The organism is Fundidesulfovibrio sp. (genome assembly GCF_058402725.1).
On record NZ_JBZVFJ010000083.1, the window covers coordinates 1 to 17349 of the forward strand.

A 17349-nucleotide genomic window follows, 5' to 3' on the forward strand; every position below is an offset into this window, starting at 1 on the left:
GTCGCTCCTTGATGCGTACCCCTTTAGGAGGGGTGGGGCCATCCCATCACTGCTAACGGATGCTCACGGTGAGGGCGTATTCGGCGTTGCCGCGCGTGCCGCCCACCACGATGCGGTAGGTCCCCGAGGCTGGGAGCGCCCCCTTCCAGGCCTTGGCGTCGTCGCCTTCGTCCGCGCCGGGCAGGGCCTTGCCGCCAGGGGCGTACAGCTGGAAGACGGCGTTGTCCTCGAAGGCGGTGATGGAGACCTCCATGGCCTGGCCCGCGCGCGCGCCCAGCTCGTACACGTCGCGGTCGCCCCGGAGCACAGCGCCCTGCACGGTGGCGGAGTCGGCCCCGCGCTCGAAGCGCAGGGTCTTGCGGTTCTCGCGGGCCACGGCGGCGGAGCAGGCGAAAAGGACCACGATCAGGACGGCGAGTGCGGCGCGCATGGGGCCTCCAGGGTTGGTGTGCTCGATCGAAAGCCTATGGCCCCGATAGCTCCCGGCCGCAAGGGGAGAGCGCTGCGCAAATCGCTGAGGCGCATGCCTGCCCCCCGGACCGCTACGCTCGTGGGGACTGGTCATTTCCTGCCCAGGCCGGGCAAAAGCATGCCCAGCGCGCCTCGCAGCATGGTTTTGAACTGCGCTACGGAATGGATGCGGCGCAACTGGCGAAAGATGAAGGCAGGACGGAGGTAGAACGACTGGTAGTTTCGCCTGGCCATGCGTCGAAGCGACTCCACGTCGAAGTGCTCGGTCCAGTGCGGGCAGGCGAAATCCCGTTCCGGCTCCCTGGCGAAATCGCGCCACACGTCGCCAGGCACCACACCGCGCTCCATGGCCAGCTCGTAGATGGGAGTGTTGGGATAAGGACTCAGGATGCTCCATTGCACATAGTCGGGATCGAGGCGTTTCATGAGGTCCACGCTCATGGCGATGTCTTTTTCGTCCTCGTCCAGGTTGCCGATCATGAAGTCCGCAAGGGTGATGAGTCCCGCCTGCCTGCACCAGGCGAACACCTGCTCGGCGCGGTCCGTGTCGATGCCTTTGCGCATGGCCTTGAGCACCTTGGGCGAGCCGGACTCCACCCCGAAGCTCACCCTGGTGCACCCCGCCTGGCGCATCAGGCGAAGCAGAGGCAGGTCCACGCAGTCCACCCGGGTGCGCGCCTCCCAGCGCGTGCCGCGGCCGCGTTCGATCAATCCCCGGCAGATGGTCTTCACGCGTTCCGGATTGATGGTGAAGGTGTCGTCGTGGATGAACACCTCGCCGATGCCCAGGGCGTGGATCGCGTCGAATTCCCGCAGGACGTGCTCCGCCGAGTGCTGACGCAGACGCCGACCCATGCGGTTGCAGAAGATGCACTGGTAAGGGCACCCCCGGCTGGTGATCATGGTGGTGATGGCCCGGCTGTGGGCGAGTACGGATGTGTAGCGACCGTACGAGGAGGCATGCCGCGCGGGGAAGGGCAGCGAGTCCAGATCCTCGATGGGTTGCGCAGGCGTGGAGACCAGGGCGCCCTTTTCGACGCAGGTAATGCCCGGGATGCGGGCGCGGGCGAACTCGTCGTCGAACGCGTCCAGAAAATGAACCAGCCCCCGCTCCCCTTCCCCGCTGAAAGCGTAGTCCACGCCGTGCAGGCGCGCGGTTTCTTCTGGGTAGACGGAGGGATGGGGGCCGCCCATGATCACCGGCAGCCCTGGGGAAAGCCGCTTGATCTCCCGGGCCACGGCCAGGGCGTCCCGCAGGGTGAAGGTCATGGCGCTGATGCCCACGGCGTCGGGGCGGGCGCTTGTCACCCGCTGCGCCGTCTCCTGGTGGCTCAGGCCTTCGAGGTCTGCGTCCAGGAACAGGGGCCTGTGGCCGGCCTGTTGCGAGGCCGCGTGCAGGTAAAGCAGGCCCAGGGGCGGCGTGTGGCCCCGGTTCTTGTCCACATAGGAGGGCGTGGCCGCATCCAGCCTGTTTCGAAGCGGCGGCTGGACCAGCGTGATGGACACCGGGCGCTTCATGTCGGGCTCCCCTGTCCGACCTGGGCATACTCCTCCCGGCCCGCGCCGCCTTCGCGCCATGCGCCGGGACGCGAGCAGGCCCAGATCTTCAAGTGTCCGCGCTGCCGCGAGGTGCCCAGGCGCATGCGTCGCAAGAGGTAGTTGGTCTCACCGGCCATGTGGCGCAGGTTGGACATCGACAGGGCCAGAAGCGCCGACACCGCGAACACGCAGGTGAGGATCACCAGCGAAGAGGCCGCCAGGGCCGACCCCTGCTTGAGCTTCTGGGCTTCCGGGGCCATCAGGAACAGATACGCGCCGATTCGCGCGAAAAAGACCGCCGTCACCGCCACCGCAGCCAACGTGAGCCATCCCAGGATGCGCGGCAGACGGTAGACAAGGTACACCAGCGCGATGGTGGCCGCCTGGCGCAGGACGAAATCGCCCATGGAGGTGAACAGCCGGGACTCCCGCGAGGCCGGGTTCACGCCCACCTTGACCCCGGTGACGTGCAACCCCCAATGCCCAGCCTGGATGAGCGTCTCCAGCGTGTGGCTGAAAGACGAGGTGACCTGCAGCCGCGAGGCCGCCGCGTGGCTGAAGGCCCTGAAGCCGCTGGTGGCGTCGGGGATCTCGATGCCCGACACGGCGCTTACGATGCGGCTTCCCAGGCGCTGAAGAAACTTTTTGAGCGGTGAGAATTCGGGGTGGTTGGCGATGTCGCGGCATCCCACCACGATGTCGTAGTCGCCCGAGATCACGGGCTCGACCAGGAGCGGCACATGGTCGCCCCGGTACTGGTTGTCCGCGTCGGTGTTGACGATGGCGTCCGCGCCCAGCAGGAGGCAGGCGTCCAGGCCGTTGGCGAAGGCCTTGGCCAGGCCCAGGCGGCGCGGGTTGCGGCAAATGTAGTCCACGCCCAGCTCCTTTGCCTTTTCCACGGTGGCGTCGGAGCTGCCGTCGTCGATCACCAGCAGGCTGATGCGGTCCACGCCCTCCAGGGAGCGCGGCAGGGCGGCCACGGTCTTGGCCAGTTGCCCCTCTTCGTTGTGGCAGGGAATCTGGATGAAAAGATGCATGCCGTCCGCCGTGTGTTTGCAGTGCTCGCCGTACGCGCGGGGCCTCAGTGGGCGCGGCCCCTGCCCAGGGCCAGAACGGGCAGGCCGAGCGCGGCGGGCAGCCAGTAGGCCAGCAGCGTGTAGCACACCGCCACCGCCGCCGCCTGGTCCTGGGGCATGTAGCGGCCCAGAAGCACGGCGAAGGCCGCGTCGCGCACCCCCACGCCGCTCACCGACACCGGCATGATCCCGGCCAGCGCGGCGAGAACCCAGGCCCCCAGCACCCGCCAGAAGCCAGGATACTGCCCCAACCCCAGGCAAAGCGAAACCACGCAGGCCTGGGCCAGCAGCAGCGCCGCCAGGGAAAAAACCGCCGCCGCCGCCAGCGCCGCAGGCTCCCGCGCGGCCGCGGCCAGCGCGTCGCGCAGCCCCGCGAGCTTGGACGCCACGCCGGGAAAACGGCCCATTGCGCCCAGCGGCAGACGCATGGCCGCGAAAACCGCAAGCAGCAGCGCCGTCAGGAGCGCTGCCGAGGCCGCCAGCATGCCGTCGTCGCCCGTGAACATTCCGCAGGCCAGGGCCAGCAGCGCCAGCAGCAGGAGGTCCAGCGTCCGCTCCAGAAGGACCGAAGCCAGGGCCGCGACCCCGTCCAGCCCGGGGCGGAGCGCGGCCGCCTTGAGAAGATCTCCTGCCTTTGCGGGCGTCACGCTGTTGACCGCAGCCGCCAGCATGGCCCCCCTGGCCAGGGTCCGCCACGGGGGGGCCGCGCCGTGCACGGCCAGCACGGCGAACCGCCAGCGCGCCACCCCGGCCGCCAGGGAACACACGGGCGCAAGCGCCGCCAGGGCCAGCCAGCCCGGACGGATGGAGGACGCGGCAGCCCACAGCGCCTGCGGCCCGGCGCGCCACACAACCCAGCACAACGCCCCGGCGCTGACCGTGAAGGCCAGCCCGGCGTAAAGCCTGCGCGAGGCGCCGATGGGTGACCGCTTCAGAATTCCGGGCTCCCGGCGCGGCCGGAAGCCACCTCCCGGGACCGCAGTCTGCGTGTCTCAGCGCGCCAGGCGCCCGAGCACCTTGAGGCCGCCCAGCAAGTTCAGGGCGTCCGCCGTCGAACGGATGCCGAAAAGTTTAGAGAGCAAGTACCCGGGACGCAAGTAGTATGTTCGCAAGGCTTTGCGGTGCCAGCGGGAAATCGTCTGCGGAGGCAGGCCGGGCAGGCACATGGCCGGAGAGCGTCCGGGCAGCGGGGAGTAGTCCCGCCAGGCCGCTCCGGGGCGGATCAGCCCCCGGGCGAGGGCCAGGTCGTAGAGCCTGGAGCCGGGCAGGGGGGCGGCGATGAAGAACGCGGCCACGTCGGTGTCGAGCTTGCGGGCCAGGCGCAGGGTGGCCCGCAGGGTGTCCTCTGTCTCGCCCGGATAGCCCAGGATGTAGCTGGCGTGGGTGCGGATGCCCGCGCGCTTGGCGAGCGCCACCACCCGGGCGGCCTCTCCCAGGTCCAGGTTCTTGTCGATGGCCGCAAGAACCTCTGGGTCGCCGGACTCGATGCCGAAGCTGATCTCCCGGCAGTTGGCCCGGCGCATGGTCCGCAAGGTCTCCTCATCCAGCCCCTGCGCCCTGGCGGAGCACACCCAGGGGATGCGAAGCCCCTTTTCGAGCATCAGTTCGCAGATGGAGCGCACGCGTTTGGGGCTGGCCGTGAAGAACTCGTCGGTGAAGTTGATGGAACCGTAGCCCAGCGAGACGCAATGCTCCACTTCGCTGACCACGCTCCCGGGCGAGCGCTGCCGGATGGTTCGGCCCCAGACGCTTCGGGAGGCGCAGAAACCGCAGTTGTGCGGACAGCCGCGGCTGGAAGCGATCATGGTGTTGGGGCCAAGGGCCACCCGCTTGCTGGGGGGAGGGGCGTAGAGATCGGGGTCCACTAGGTCCCTGGCCGGGAACGGCAGCGTGTCCAGGTCCTGCACCAGAAGGGCCGGGGGCGGGGGGGTGTAGGTTCCCTGGCGGTCCAGGGTCGCCGTTCCGGGAATGGCCGCGTAGTCTCCGCGCCCGTCCAGCAACCGGTCCAGGATGCGCCCGAAGGCCCGCTCGCCCTCGCCGACCACGGCCAGGTCCGCCCCGGATTCGCGCAGGGAGCGTTCCGGCAGGGCCGACGGGTGCGGCCCGCCCAGCACCTGGAGGCATCCGGGAAGGGCCGCGCGGACGAGCCCGCAGAGTGCCGCCACTTCGTCGAAGGCGGCCGTGACGCAGGTGACGCCCATCAGGTCGGGACGCATCCGGACGGCCTCACCGGCGGCGGACTCGGCGTCCAGGCCCCGGGCGGCGGCGTCCAGGATGCTGAAGCGCAGGCCGGGATGGCGGCGTCTGCCCCATGCGGCCAGGGCGCACAGGTTCAGGGGCGTCAGCGAGCCCCCCTGGCCCTGGGCCCCCACGCCGCCGTGAGGCGGATTGACGAGCAGGATGTTCATGGCGTTGGTCTTTTCCCGCACGCTCGGGCGAGGCTCTTCCGGCGCGGGCGATCCAGACGGATACGCCCAAGCCCGAGCGGGTGTCAAAGCAGGACAGCCCACACGGGCACTGCAGTCTGGACCCGCGCCGGACGATGCGCTAGGTCTGCGCGGATTGAGAAGGAACCCATGCCGACCCCACCCCCCCGAGAATCCGCGTACGCCCACGCCCACGCGCTCAGGATCGCGCTCCTGCTGGCGCTCCTGGCGCTCTATCTGCCGGGCGTGCTGGGCGAATACGCCATGCACGACGATCTCCCGCTCATCGACCACGGCGGGGAGTACGTGCGCGGCAGGACGTCCTTCTGGCGCATGCACCCGGAGATACCCAACGGCTTCATCAAGGGCCGTCCCCTGCAACGCCCCATCCTGGCCCTGCAGGTGCTCACCATCCGCGACTTCGACGACGTGCGGCTGTGGCGGATCGGCTGCCTGGCGGCGCTCGCGGCGTTCTTTCTCTACTCCGGGAAACTCCTGGGCATGGCCGCGCGCGACAGGAGGCTCGGGGATTTCCTCGCCTTTCTCCTCTGCATCAGCGGCGTGTTCCAGACGCTGCCCTTCTGGGTGGTGCTTTCCAGCAACTTCCTGCCCGCCGCGACGCTTTCAGCCGTCGCCTGGCACGCGCACCGCGCCGGACGGCAGGCGGGGACGCGGTCAGGGCGCGTCCTGCGGGGCTTCCTGCTGCCATGGCTGACGCTCATGGCCGCGTACTCGTTCTATCAGCCCGCGGCGGCCTTCTTTCTGGTGTTCGCCGCCGCCGCATTCCTCTTCGATCCCCGGCCTGCCTGGCGCGAGAGGCTTGGCGAGGCTCTGGAGGGGCTGGCCCTCATGGCCGGGGCCATGGCCGGCTTCTACTGCCTCTTCCTGTACGTGGCGCGCCCGCTCATGCTCCAGGCCTTCCCGGTGCTGGTCGGCGCGTTCAACACGGTCGCCCCCTACCAGCGCTGGGTGTTCCGCATGGCGCAGGACATCCCCGGCGTCCTGTGGCTTTGCCTGTCGGACTCGCTGTCGACGGCCTTCTGCGTGGTTTCGGACACGGCGGCGTCCCTGGCGGCCTGGGCGTTCCTGGCCTGTCTGGCGGCGCTTTCCGCCTGCGGTCTTGTTCGCGCGGCCAGGTCCCTCGGGCCGGCCCGGGCCGCGTTCAGGTTCATCCAGGGGGCATTGGTCCTCGGGGCTGCGGCGGGGCTCAGCGTGGCCCCCACCCTGGTGGCTCGCGGCGGCCCAGACATCCCGAGAACCTACGCCGCCCTTCTGGCCATCTGCGTCTGCCTTCAGGCGTTTGCCGTCCGGGAGGCGTGCGGGCGTCGCCCCGGCCTGGAGCGTGCAGGCCTCCTGGCGCTGGGGCTGCTCTTCGTGACGCTGGCCGCGGTCTCCACCTCCAGGCACGCCTCCCTGCTCGCCGCCGAGCAGGCCCTCATGCGCGGCGCCTTCGCCGCGATGGACCCCGACTGCCAGTTCCGTCTCATGCCGCCGCCGGACCCCGAGACCCTGCCCTGGACCCGTAAAAAACCGCTGACCTACTCCAGCCGCATCCTGCCCGGAGCTCACGTCACGGGCCTGCTGGCCTCCTCGTCCTGGCCCGTGGAGGCCGAGTGGACCCGGGGGTCGGCCGTGTTCAACGCAGAACCGGGACGCGACTGCCTCCGCGTGGTGGATCTGGCCCGGCTCTTCACCGGCAGGCCCTCCGATCCGTCGTGGTCCGTGCCTCTGGAGCCGGATCAGTATCGGCCCGGCATATTCAACGCGACCCTGCCCGAGGCGGGCTACCTGGAGTACGCCACCCGCTTGCCCTGCGCGCTGTATTTCGAGCTGGACAGGCCCATGGAGCTCGTCCGGCTGCTCATGGCCTGCGACCGCCACGACCAGGGCCCCAGGCGCATGCCCGTCGCCTGGAAAGTGTACGGGGCCACGCAGGAGAACTCCTGGCGACTTCTCGCCGATGGCGCGGACGAAGCGCCTTGGCAGGCCACGGAGGAGCGCGTCCGGTCCGTCCGCGCGCCGCAGGCCTTCAGGCGCTACATGGTTCTCTTGCGTCCTGACCGGCGCGAGAACATCGTGCGCCTGGGGCGTCTGAGCTTCGGATTCGTGGAGGATGGCGGCCGCAGCGAGCCTCCGCAGGGCCCTGCGCTCACCTCCGAGGCCCTGCGCGCCGTCACGGAGGGCAAGGCCCCCTTCTGAGGCGTCCCCGTACGCCCCGGGGCTCCTGCCCGGTCTGGCCGAAGCTCTCGAAGGAGAACGTCGTCATCCCGGCGGCCTGAAAGGACTGTCGGATGACGGCCGTTCATGTTCTCCATGGCTGATGGGCTCACCATTCCGGCGTTTCCTGATGATCTCCTTGTTTCGATCATGGACTTCCCAGCCGGAATCCCAACCGGAAGAATTATCTTCACCCTGGCGCACGAGGCGTTCCGCTGAAAGGCACCCCGCAGGGGGAGTGAGCGCCGTGTGGGCGAAATTCCCTCCACCGCCCCCCCATCGTCTGAAACGGCCGAATTCCCGCCCCTTGCCCACGGCTTCGATTCCCGCTACCTAGCCCGGAAGATCGGAGCCCCAGACCATGCCCCAGGTGAAGACCCTCATCGTCCACTCGGACCCCGCCGTGCGCGCGGGCCTGCGCCAGTTGCTGGCCGGGGCCCAGGCGCTGCGCGTGCTGGGCGAGGCCGCCACAGCCTTCGAGGCACTGGAGATGCTCGAGGCCATCCCCTACGGGATCTTCTTTCTCAGCCCCGACCTGCCCGGACCCACCTCCGGCATGGAGCTGGCCCAGATGCTCGCCGGAAGGCGCGAACGCCCGGCCCTGGTCTTCGTTGCCGCCGACGAATCCCAGGCCTGCAAGGCCTTCGAGCTTGGCGCGGCCGACTACCTCGTCTGGCCAGCCCCCCCCCCAGCGCCTGGACATGACCCTGGCCCGCCTGGGCGCTCTCTCCCCGGGCTTCAAGCAGGTGCAGCCCGCCGGGGCCTGGGTGGAGGAGCGCAGCGCCCGCGCCCAGGACGACCAGCAGACCCTCTCGCTGCCCATCGAGGAAGAGGAGGAAGGGCACTTCATCTCCGCCCTCAAGCAGGCCTGGGACCTCACCCAGAAAAAACGCCCCGTGGACATCGAGAAGCTGCCCATCACCCTGGACGGCCGCACGCTCCTTCTGCCCTATCCCCAGATCCTCTTCGTGGAGGCCTACGAGGACTACTCCTTCGTGCACACCGTGCAGCAGAAATACCTCACCTCCTACCGGCTCAAGAACCTGGAGGAGCGCCTGGGACCCCACGGCTTCTTCCGCGTGCACCGCAAATTCCTGGTGAACCTGGAGGCCGTCACGGAGATCGCCAGCCTCCCGGGCGGGCAGTTCATGCTGCGCACCCAGGGCAAGACGCGCATCGAGCTGCCCATCAGCCGCCGCAGGATCGGAGAACTCAAGCAGGTGCTCGGCCTATGACCCTTCGTCCCCCCGCCTTCCCCGCGTCCGCCGCCAACGCCGCCCCAGGAGACCCCCATGGAAACCGGCCTCGTCGATAGCCTGCTCCGGGAGGAACGGGTCTTCCGTCCCCAGCCCCAGGTGGTGCGCGAGGCCAACATGGGCCAGGCCGAGCTCAAGGCCGCCCAGAGGCTGGCCGACCAGGACTACCGCCTCTTCTGGGAGGAGCGCGCCGCCGAGATGGATTGGTTCGCCAAGTGGGACCAGGTGCTCGACGACTCCACCCCCCCCTTCTTCAAGTGGTTCGCGGGCGGCAAGTGCAATCTGGTGCACAACGCCCTGGACCGGCACATCCTCACAGTGAACAAGAACAAGCTCGCCGTCATCTGGGAGGGCGAGTCCGGCGAGTGCCGTAAATACACCTACTACGAGCTCTACCGCGAGGTCTGCCGCCTGGCCAACGCCCTGCGCGGCCTGGGCGTGCAGAAGGGCGACCGCATCCTCATCTACCTGCCGCCCCTGCCCGAGACCGTGATCACCATGCTGGCCGCCGCCAAGATCGGCGCGGTGCAGACCCTGGTGTTCGCGGGCTACTCGGCCCGCTCCCTGCGCGAGCGCATCGAGAGCTGCCGCCCCAAGATCATCGTCACGGCCGACGGCTTCTACCGCAACGGCCGCGTGATCAACTTGAAGTCCGTGGTGGACGAGGCCCTCTTCGGGGAGGACGGCGACTGCGCCGAGTCCGTGATCGTGGTGCACCGCGCCGGGGTGGAGATGGACATGGTGGAGCCCCGCGACCTGCGCTACGAAGACCTGATCCGCCAGGAGAGCCCCCAGGCCCCCACCGAGGTGATGGACGCCGAAGACCCGCTCTTTCTGCTCTACACCTCCGGGGCCACCGGCAAGCCCAAGGGCCTGCTGCACACCCACGGCGGCTACATGGTGGGCGTGCACGCCACCTACCGCTGGGTGATGGACGTCAAGCCCACCGACCTCTACCTCTGCACCGCCGATCCGGGCTGGATCACCGGGCACAGCTACGTGGTCTTCGGGCCGCTCATGGCGGGCACCACCGTGGTGCTCTACGAGGGCCACCCCCTCTACCCCCAGGCCGACCGGCTCTGGGCCATCGTGGCCCGCTACGGCGTGACCATCCTCTACACAACGCCCACGCTCATCCGCATGCTCATGCGCTACGGCTCGCAGTACCCCCGCAAGCACGACCTCTCCACCCTGCGCCTGCTGGGCAGCGTGGGCGAGCCCATCGGCCCCGAGCCGTGGGTGTGGTTCCACAAGTACATCGGGCGCAGCGAGTGCCCGCTGCTGGACACGTGGTGGCAGACCGAGACGGGCATGTTCATGGTGTCGCCCCTGCCCATCTCGCTTCTGAAGCCCGGGTCGGCCGGTCGGCCCCTGCCGGGCGTGGAGGTGGACGTGGTGGACCGCCACGGCAACCCCGCCGGGCACGACAAGGGCGGCTTCGTGGTGATCCGCAAGCCCTGGCCCGCCATGGCCCGCACCCTCTGGAACGACGACCAGGGGTACCGCCAAGCCTACTGGGAGAAGATCCCGGGCGTGTATTTCGCGGGGGACGTGGCCCGCAAGGACGAGGACGGCTATTTCTGGTTCCAGGGCCGCGCGGACGACGTGCTGAACATCGGCGGCCACCGCATCGGCCCGGCCGAGGTTGAGGCCGCGCTCACGGCGCACAAGTCCGTGGTGGAGGCGGCGGTGATCGGCGTGCCGGATTCCATCAAGGGCGAGGCGGCCAAGTGCTTCGTGGTGCGCGCCGAGGGCTGGAACAAGGACTACGACTCCGAGGACGAGCTGATCATGGCCCTCAAGACCCACGTGAAGCGCGAGCTGGGCCCCTTCGTCTCCATCCGGGCCATCGCCTTCCGCGAGCAGCTTCCCCACACCAAGAGCGGCAAGATCCTGAGGCGCTTGCTGAAAGCGGAAGAGACCGGGGCCGCCCCGGGGGACCTGTCGAGCCTGGAAGAGGAGTAGGGGCTGGCGCGAGGCAGAAGGCGCTTTTGCTCCAGACGGTTTTCGGGTATCCTGATTCACGGCGGCGGTCCCGGAACACGCGAAGCGGCCGTGTCGCAGCCAACCAAGGAATCACCCGATGCACCCTGGCGAGGATTTGATCCGTTTTTGCGCGGGCAGGCGCTTTTCGACCATCCTGGCCGATCCGCCGTGGCAGTTCCAGAACAGGACCGGCAAGGTCGCCCCGGAACACCACCGTCTTGCACGCTACGGCACCCTGTCGCTGGAGGAAGTGATGGCGCTTCCCGTGGCCGGGCTGACCGCCGAGACCGCACATCTCTACCTCTGGGTGCCCAACGCGCTGCTCCCCGAGGGTCTTGAGGTTTTGCGCGCCTGGGGCTTCCAGTACAAGTCCAATCTGGTCTGGCACAAGGTGCGCAAGGACGGGGGGTCGGACGGGCGCGGAGTGGGTTTCTATTTTCGCAACGTCACGGAGTTGATCCTCTTCGGCGTGAAGGGGAAGAACGCCCGGACCCTGCCTCCCGGGCGCACCCAGGTGAACTATCTGTCCAGCCGCAAACGGGAGCACAGCCGCAAGCCCGACGAGCAGTACCCGCTCATAGAATCCTGTTCCCCCGGACCCTACCTGGAGCTGTTCTCGCGCGGCGTCCGGCCCGGGTGGGTCTGCTGGGGCAATCAGGCAGACGAGGCGTACCGCCCCGACTGGGAGACCTACTCCCATCATTCCCAGACCAAGAACTCCAAAACCCTGGATCAGGCCCGGCTGCTCGTCGGCTCCTGATCGTCGTGGCGGACCACACTGTCAGGCAACCCGATCAGCAGCAGAGGGCAGGGGTTGCCCACGCCCCGGTCCACCCGGTCCATGAGTTTGCGCCAATGAGTGGTGGCCTGGCCGAACTTGTCGGCAATGAAGTGATCAGTCCAGGCGTCACGAAATTCCCCCCCTCGTTCCACAGCCTTGGTCACCGCCGCGCGCTGCCGAGGGGTCGGGAGCACTCCGAATGGTTCGAGTCCGGCAAAATCCTGTATGTTGCTGCTCTGCGCGAAACGCATAACCAATTCGCGCATGTTCTCCTGAAGCGATGTCCCCCGTGTGATGAGCATCCCGACCGAGATGGCCCCTTCGGCGTGCAGACGCTTGAAGTTCTCCAGATCGCGGTCGAAGAAGGGGTCTTTGTTGTTCCATTCGATCTCCAGAGCCAGCGTCCGGTTCCTCCCCTCGATTTCAAAGGTCCGCACGTGGTCCACCTCATGGGAGATGCTTTCACGCTCCTCACCGTTGATGATCTTTTTGATCTCGAACTGGAATTTGGACCAGCCGAGCCCGGAGAGCGCTTTGCGCAGGCGCTGCGTCCCCTTGGTCTCGCCACCGCCGGAACCGATGATCTCGGACATGGGGATGGAGAAATTGGTGAGCGCCTCCTCCAACTCGGCCAGCGCCTGCGGGAAATCGGTGGTGAGGATGGCTCGCGCGTGGGAGATGGCCAGAACCTGAAAGCCATTGCGAATGAGATTGTCGAGCATGCCCAAGTGCCTTTGGTGGGTTGCCGGGACGGAGGATGTTGCCTTGCCGGTCTTTCTTCCCTGCCCGTGATGCGTTACCCGTCCTCTTGAAGGTTCGCAACCCATGCCGCCAACCATGACCATCTGCGCCCCATGCCCAGGATGCTTGCAGCCGCCCATGCCGCCAGGCTCGTGTGCCCATGCTTCGGAGCTGAAACCATGCGCATAGCCTACTCCGGCTGGTTCCTCCGCGAAGGCTTCGAGCGGCTGGGCTGCGAGGTCGTACCCATCCGGCTGGATTCCGGGCGCGCCCTGGACGAGATCGTGGAGGAATCCGGCGTCACGCCCGACGTGGTGTTCCTCGAATTCTTCGGGAAGACCGAACTGCCCCGGGGGCTCTCCCTGAGCCGCCACAGGCTGGCGGCCTGGTGCATCGACGCGCCCCTCAACGCGTTCTGGCTCGCTCCCCTCTGCAAAGCGTTCGATCTGGTCTATGTGGACCAGCTCCCCTCCGTCTCCCGGTTCCTCCGCGAGGGCGTCAAGGCCCGCTGGCTCCCCCTGTGCGTCTCGGAGGCCGACTTCCGTCCCCCTGCGGCCAAGGAGCACCTCATCACCTTCGTCGGGCGCATGACCGAGCAGCGCGAGAAGCGCGCCAACCTCATCGCGCACCTGCAGTCCCGCTTTCCCCTCAAGGTGGTCAGCCACATTCTCCAGGCCGCCATGCTCGATCTCTTCGCGGCCTCGCACATGGTGCTCAACGAGAACTTCTTCCCCGGCCTGAACCTGCGCTTCCTCCACGCCCTGGCCTCGGGCTCGCTCCTGCTCTCGGAGCGCCAGGGCTACGGGGTGCGTCGGCATTTCCAGGAGGGAGCGCACTACCTGGGCTATTCCCCGGGAGACATCGCGGGGCTGGTCGAACGCGTCGCCCGGGACGCGGAGGGCCACGCCCACATCGCCCGGAGCGGTCAGGAGGAGTGCAGGCTGCGCCACACGAGCGTCTGCCGGGCGCGAACCGTCCTCGACCACCTGGCGGAGGGCCGCGCGGCCCCCATGGTCTCCCTGCCGGAGAGGCTCCTGGGGGAGGGCCGGGGCAGGCACGCGCAGGCCGTGCGCTACGGGGGCAGTTCCGACGAGGCGCTCCAGCTGATGCGCGACGCGGCGGCCGACCCGGGCGAGGCGCGTCCCCGGGCGCTGCACGCCCTGGGGGCGATCCTCCTGCGCACCGGGCGCGAGGCAGCCGGGCTTGGCTGCCTGGAGGAGGCTGCGGGGGATCTCTCCGGGACCGGTCTTGCCGCCACGCTCACGGTCCTGCTGCACGGCGCGGAGGGTGAGGGGCACGCCCGCCTCCTGGCCCCGCCGGCCTCGCGCCTGGAGGCGCGGCGGCTGGACAAGGGCCTGTGCGCCCGCCATCTGGCCGGTCTGGCCGCCGGGCGGGACGTGCGCTACCATGTGTGCATGCTGGGCCATGCGGCGCTTTTCCAGAGCAAGGACATCTGCGACCTGGGTTTCCAGAAGCCCTACGAGGAGCGCTATCCCGACAGCAGAACCTTCTCCTGAACCGGGGCCTGCGCAGGACCAGCCCATGACGCCCTACCACGACCTTCTCTCCTCCTTCGGCGTGGACTTCGCCCGCGCCCGGCAGGATCTCCACGTGCCCGGCAGCCCGGAGCGCTGCCTGCGCCGCCAGGTGGTGGAGGACGCCTCGGGCGCGCTCTGGCTCCTGGAGCGCATCGGGCCTGCCCAGGCCGCCCGGCGCGAGGCCCTGGGACGCCTCCTGCACGCCCTGGAGGCGCGCGGCCTGGACCGTCTGGCCCCCTACCGCCAGATCCCCGGGGGCGGCCATGTGCTGCGCGACTGGGCCGGACTGTGGCAGCTCTCGCCCTTCGTCACGGGGCGGGAGCCGGAGCGCCCCGGCTATCTGGAGCGCCCCGGCCCCGCCCGCGAACTGGCCCGCTGGCTGGCCCGGCTGCGCCGGGCCTCCCTCGGACTGGCCCTTCCCGGCGGCCTCTTCGCCCTGGACCTGCCCGGATACGCCCGCGAGCTCTCCGCGCGCCTGGCGCAGCACCGCCCGGAGGTCCACGCGCGCCTGCGCCCCGTGCTCCAGGCCCTGGCCCCCTACCTGGAGGCCTGGCCCGGGCTGCCCCGCGCCCTGGCCCACGGCGACCTGCACCCCCTCAACGTGGTCTGGGGCGGGGACGGCCCCCTGGGAGTCATCGACTGGGAGTTCGCGGGGCCGCGCCCCGTGCCGGACGACGCGGCCAACTGCCTGGGCTGCGTGCTCCTGGAGGCCCGGGGGGACCGGCGTGCGCCCTTCGTGGAGGCCTTCGTCCGGGAGCTGCGCGAAACCGGGCTCCTCGAAGGCCCCGCGGAGGTCTGGCAGGACGCGGCCGTGCTGGCCTCGCGCCTGGGCTGGCTCTCGGAGTGGCTTCGCAAGGCGGATGCCCCCATGCTGGCCGACGAACTGGACTACATGGACCATCTGGCCGGGCGCGTGGGCAAGGCCTCTTGACCTCGCGGCGCAAGTGTCGGAGAGTGAAAAAATGATACCTCAAGACGCTCCAGCATCCGGTGACGAATCCGGCGAAGCGGGGCAGCTGCGCCGCAAGGTGGCGGCCCTGGAAGCGGCGGCCCTGGCCAGCCGCCGGGTGCGAGCCCTGGTGGAGGCCGAGCGGGACGCCTTCCAGGGCATCTTCGACAACGCCCCCGTGATGCAAATCTGGCTGGACCACCAGGGCAAGGTGCTGCGCGCCAACAAGGCCGCCCAGGCCGTGGCCGGGGAGGAGGCCCCCTCGCCGGACTTCTGCATCTACACCGAGCCGGGCCTGATCATGCTGGGCGCGCCCGAGTGCTTCGACCGCGCCCTCAAGGGCGAGACCGTGCGCATGGCGCCCTACGAGTTCAACGCCTCCCACCTGCACATGGACGCCCCCGACGTAACCTACACCCTGGAGACGGTGCTCCATCCCGTGTTCGGCCCCGACGGCAGCGTGCACTCGGTGGTGGTGCAGCACTTCGACGTGACGGAGCTGGCCCAGGCCCGCCAGGAGATCGAACGCCTGCGCGCCGCGCTGCGCCACTGCCTGGAGGAGTCGCGCTGCGCCCGCCCTGTGTGACCCGGCACTTGCCAGGGCCGGACCTTGTGCTATATATGCTCCTATCCATTGGATCAATTTAGAAGGAGAACGACGATGTACAACGCCTACAACGCCCAGCAGACCATGTCCCGCGCCCAGGCGCTCAGCGCCTTCATGCGCGGCGTCTACGGCTGGATGGCCGCTGGCCTGGGGCTCACCGCCGTGGTGGCGGTGGCCGTGGCGTCGAGCCCCGCCATGCTCCAGCTGGTGTTCAACCCCGTGGCCCTGATCGTCCTGGTGCTGGCCGAACTGGGCCTGGTGATGTTCCTCTCGGCGCGCATCGCCACCCTGGCCCCCGGCACGGCCACGGGCATGTTCCTGGCCTACAGCGGGCTCAACGGGCTCACGCTCTCGGGCGTCTTCATCGCCTACACGGCCACCACCATCGCCTCGGCCTTCGCCGTGAGCGCGGGCATGTTCCTGGCCATGAGCGTCTACGGCATGGTCACCAAGCGCGACCTCACCTCCCTGGGCAGCTTCCTCTTCATGGGCCTCATCGGCATGCTCCTGGCCATGGTGGTGAACATCTTCCTCAAGAGCTCCATGATGAGCTTCATCATCGACTGCGTGGGCGTGCTCATCTTCACCGGCCTCACCGCCTACGACACCCAGCGCCTCAAGGACATGGGCGAGGCCGCCCCCATGGGCGACCAGGCCGCCCTGCGCCGGGGCTCCATCCTGGGCGCGCTGACCCTCTACCTGGACTTCATCAACCTGTTCCTGATCATGCTGCGCCTCTTCGGCGGCAACCGCGACTAGAACCGTCCCGGCCGGGGGGGCGAGCAGCCGCCCCGGCCCCTTTCCCCATGCAAGAACTCCACGTCTGGCAGCAGCGCCTGCGCCCTCTCTTCACCCCCGCCGGGGCGGCGGCGGCCCTGGCCGCCCGGCTGCGCCGCGCCCTGCACGAGAAGGGGCCGCTCCCCTCCTGGACGCCCCCGGCCCCCGCCGTGGGCGTCTGCGGCATCGACCCCGAGGCCAGGGGCAAGGTGCTCGTGAGCGCCTGGCTCCTGGGATGGGCCGCAGCCCGGGGGCTCACGCCCGTGCTTCTGGCCGGGCCGGGCGAGGGCTCGCCCCAGCACATGCCCCTCTCCGTGAAGCCCGACACGCCCCCGGCCGAGTGCGGGGCCGAGGCCGCCCTCCTGGCCCGCTACCGCCCCGAGTCCGTGATCCTGGTGGACGAGAAGCCCGCCCGCGCGGGCAAGTCCGCCTGGAGCGCCGTGAAGCCGGACCTCTTCCTGCTCCACGGCATGTTCACGCGCCCGGAGCTGCGCCGCAACGCCGACATCGTGCTCCTTGGCCCGCGCGACCTGGACAAGGGCTGGAACCGCGTGTTCCCGGCGGGAGACTGGGCCGAGGGCGCGCACGCCCTGGGCAGGGCCTCCTGCTTCATCCTGCACGCCTGGCCCGACGAATTCGCCCTGCGCAGGCCCCTGGCCGAGCGCAGACTCGGACGCCTGGGGCGTCCGGTGTTCACCGTGCACCCGGGCATCTGGAGACTTCGCCGCTCCGACGGCCTCCACGCCGAGAACCTGGGCGGCGAACCCTATGTGCTGGTGGCCGCGCAGTCCAACCAGGAGGTGGCCGCCAAGGCGGCGCAGGCCTTCCTGGGCCTGCCCCCGCGCCTGAGCGTCACCTTTCCCGCCTCCCACCGCTTCACCAGGCAGGACCTTGCCCAGGTGGCCGCCGATGCGGCGCGCATGCGCTGCCCCCACGTGCTGGCCACCCCCGAGGCCGCCCTGCGCATGGGGGACGTGCCCGGCCG

The 17349-nt window shown here is 69.3% G+C and carries 15 protein-coding genes and 1 pseudogene; 10 read left to right on the plus strand and 6 right to left on the minus strand.

Translation table 11 applies throughout. The annotated features are described in order from the left end of the window. Positions 1-52 precede the first annotated feature (52 nt). The 5 genes from ACV4UX_RS11785 to ACV4UX_RS11805 form a co-directional block, all read right to left on the minus strand. Complete coding sequence (locus ACV4UX_RS11785; protein ID WP_491593474.1) at positions 53-430, minus strand: hypothetical protein; 378 nt, start codon at positions 428-430, stop codon at positions 53-55. 131 nt (positions 431-561) lie between these two features. Then, the gene (locus ACV4UX_RS11790; protein WP_491593475.1) at positions 562-1989 is read right to left on the minus strand and encodes a B12-binding domain-containing radical SAM protein; all 1428 of its coding nucleotides are present in this window, start codon (positions 1987-1989) and stop codon (positions 562-564) included. Then, the gene (locus ACV4UX_RS11795) at positions 1986-3047 is read right to left on the minus strand and encodes a glycosyltransferase family 2 protein (RefSeq protein ID WP_491593476.1); all 1062 of its coding nucleotides are present in this window, start codon (positions 3045-3047) and stop codon (positions 1986-1988) included. The genes ACV4UX_RS11790 and ACV4UX_RS11795 overlap by 4 nt, the downstream gene beginning before the upstream one ends. Positions 3048-3091: 44 nt before the next feature. Then, the gene (locus ACV4UX_RS11800) at positions 3092-4024 is read right to left on the minus strand and encodes a lysylphosphatidylglycerol synthase transmembrane domain-containing protein (protein WP_491593488.1); all 933 of its coding nucleotides are present in this window, start codon (positions 4022-4024) and stop codon (positions 3092-3094) included. 54 nt (positions 4025-4078) lie between these two features. Beyond that, positions 4079-5515: a B12-binding domain-containing radical SAM protein gene (locus ACV4UX_RS11805; RefSeq protein ID WP_491593477.1), complete on the minus strand. Its 1437-nt coding sequence runs from the start codon at positions 5513-5515 to the stop codon at positions 4079-4081. A gap of 147 nt (positions 5516-5662) precedes the next feature. Between ACV4UX_RS11805 and ACV4UX_RS11810 the strand changes: the two genes are divergently transcribed. The 5 genes and pseudogenes from ACV4UX_RS11810 (at position 5663) to ACV4UX_RS11830 (ending at position 11731) form a co-directional block, all read left to right on the plus strand. Next, positions 5663-7711, plus strand: a complete 2049-nt coding sequence (locus ACV4UX_RS11810; RefSeq protein ID WP_491593478.1) for a hypothetical protein — start codon at positions 5663-5665, stop codon at positions 7709-7711. A gap of 105 nt (positions 7712-7816) precedes the next feature. Further along, a complete protein-coding gene (locus tag ACV4UX_RS11815) occupies positions 7817-7948 on the plus strand; it encodes a hypothetical protein (protein WP_491593479.1) in 132 nt (43 codons plus the stop codon). 142 nt (positions 7949-8090) lie between these two features. Then, a pseudogene (locus ACV4UX_RS11820) lies at positions 8091-8964 on the plus strand (LytR/AlgR family response regulator transcription factor). 57 nt (positions 8965-9021) lie between these two features. After that, positions 9022-10950 (plus strand): acetate--CoA ligase, encoded by a 1929-nt coding sequence (gene acs / locus ACV4UX_RS11825; RefSeq protein WP_491593480.1) that lies wholly within the window; start codon positions 9022-9024, stop codon positions 10948-10950. A gap of 118 nt (positions 10951-11068) precedes the next feature. Beyond that, on the plus strand, positions 11069-11731 hold the full coding sequence (locus ACV4UX_RS11830) for an MT-A70 family methyltransferase (RefSeq protein WP_491593481.1): 663 nt from the start codon (positions 11069-11071) through the stop codon (positions 11729-11731). On the opposite strand, the gene ACV4UX_RS11835 is transcribed toward ACV4UX_RS11830, so the two are convergent. After that, entirely contained in the window at positions 11704-12474 is a 771-nt protein-coding gene (locus ACV4UX_RS11835; RefSeq protein WP_491593482.1) for a BglII/BstYI family type II restriction endonuclease, read from the minus strand. The genes ACV4UX_RS11830 and ACV4UX_RS11835 overlap by 28 nt on opposite strands. A 198-nt stretch (positions 12475-12672) precedes the next feature. Between ACV4UX_RS11835 and ACV4UX_RS11840 the strand changes: the two genes are divergently transcribed. The 5 genes from ACV4UX_RS11840 to ACV4UX_RS11860 all read left to right on the plus strand — a co-directional run. Beyond that, positions 12673-14010 carry a glycosyltransferase family protein gene (locus tag ACV4UX_RS11840; protein WP_491593483.1) on the plus strand — a complete coding sequence of 446 codons (1338 nt, stop codon included), beginning with the start codon at positions 12673-12675 and terminating at the stop codon, positions 14008-14010. A gap of 25 nt (positions 14011-14035) precedes the next feature. After that, a complete protein-coding gene (locus ACV4UX_RS11845) occupies positions 14036-14962 on the plus strand; it encodes a phosphotransferase enzyme family protein (protein ID WP_491593484.1) in 927 nt (308 codons plus the stop codon). A 31-nt stretch (positions 14963-14993) separates the two neighbouring features. Then, positions 14994-15566, plus strand: a complete 573-nt coding sequence (locus ACV4UX_RS11850; RefSeq protein ID WP_491593485.1) for a PAS domain-containing protein — start codon at positions 14994-14996, stop codon at positions 15564-15566. Between the two features lie 75 nt (positions 15567-15641). Then, positions 15642-16346, plus strand: a complete 705-nt coding sequence (locus ACV4UX_RS11855; RefSeq protein WP_491593486.1) for a Bax inhibitor-1/YccA family protein — start codon at positions 15642-15644, stop codon at positions 16344-16346. A 47-nt stretch (positions 16347-16393) separates the two neighbouring features. Then, positions 16394-17349: tetraacyldisaccharide 4'-kinase (locus tag ACV4UX_RS11860; protein ID WP_491593487.1), on the plus strand; the 956-nt coding region annotated here is incomplete at its 3' end.

Coding starts and splice junctions, on each gene's coding strand:
- ACV4UX_RS11850 (WP_491593485.1), top strand. CDS start 14,994: ATGATACCTCAAGACGCTCCAGCATCCGGTGACGAATCCGGCGAAGCG.
- ACV4UX_RS11845 (WP_491593484.1), top strand. CDS start 14,036: ATGACGCCCTACCACGACCTTCTCTCCTCCTTCGGCGTGGACTTCGCC.
- ACV4UX_RS11855 (WP_491593486.1), top strand. CDS start 15,642: ATGTACAACGCCTACAACGCCCAGCAGACCATGTCCCGCGCCCAGGCG.
- ACV4UX_RS11815 (WP_491593479.1), top strand. CDS start 7,817: ATGTTCTCCATGGCTGATGGGCTCACCATTCCGGCGTTTCCTGATGAT.
- acs (WP_491593480.1), top strand. CDS start 9,022: ATGGAAACCGGCCTCGTCGATAGCCTGCTCCGGGAGGAACGGGTCTTC.
- ACV4UX_RS11830 (WP_491593481.1), top strand. CDS start 11,069: ATGCACCCTGGCGAGGATTTGATCCGTTTTTGCGCGGGCAGGCGCTTT.
- ACV4UX_RS11785 (WP_491593474.1), bottom strand. CDS start 430: ATGCGCGCCGCACTCGCCGTCCTGATCGTGGTCCTTTTCGCCTGCTCC.
- ACV4UX_RS11790 (WP_491593475.1), bottom strand. CDS start 1,989: ATGAAGCGCCCGGTGTCCATCACGCTGGTCCAGCCGCCGCTTCGAAAC.
- ACV4UX_RS11810 (WP_491593478.1), top strand. CDS start 5,663: ATGCCGACCCCACCCCCCCGAGAATCCGCGTACGCCCACGCCCACGCG.
- ACV4UX_RS11840 (WP_491593483.1), top strand. CDS start 12,673: ATGCGCATAGCCTACTCCGGCTGGTTCCTCCGCGAAGGCTTCGAGCGG.
- ACV4UX_RS11795 (WP_491593476.1), bottom strand. CDS start 3,047: ATGCATCTTTTCATCCAGATTCCCTGCCACAACGAAGAGGGGCAACTG.
- ACV4UX_RS11835 (WP_491593482.1), bottom strand. CDS start 12,474: ATGCTCGACAATCTCATTCGCAATGGCTTTCAGGTTCTGGCCATCTCC.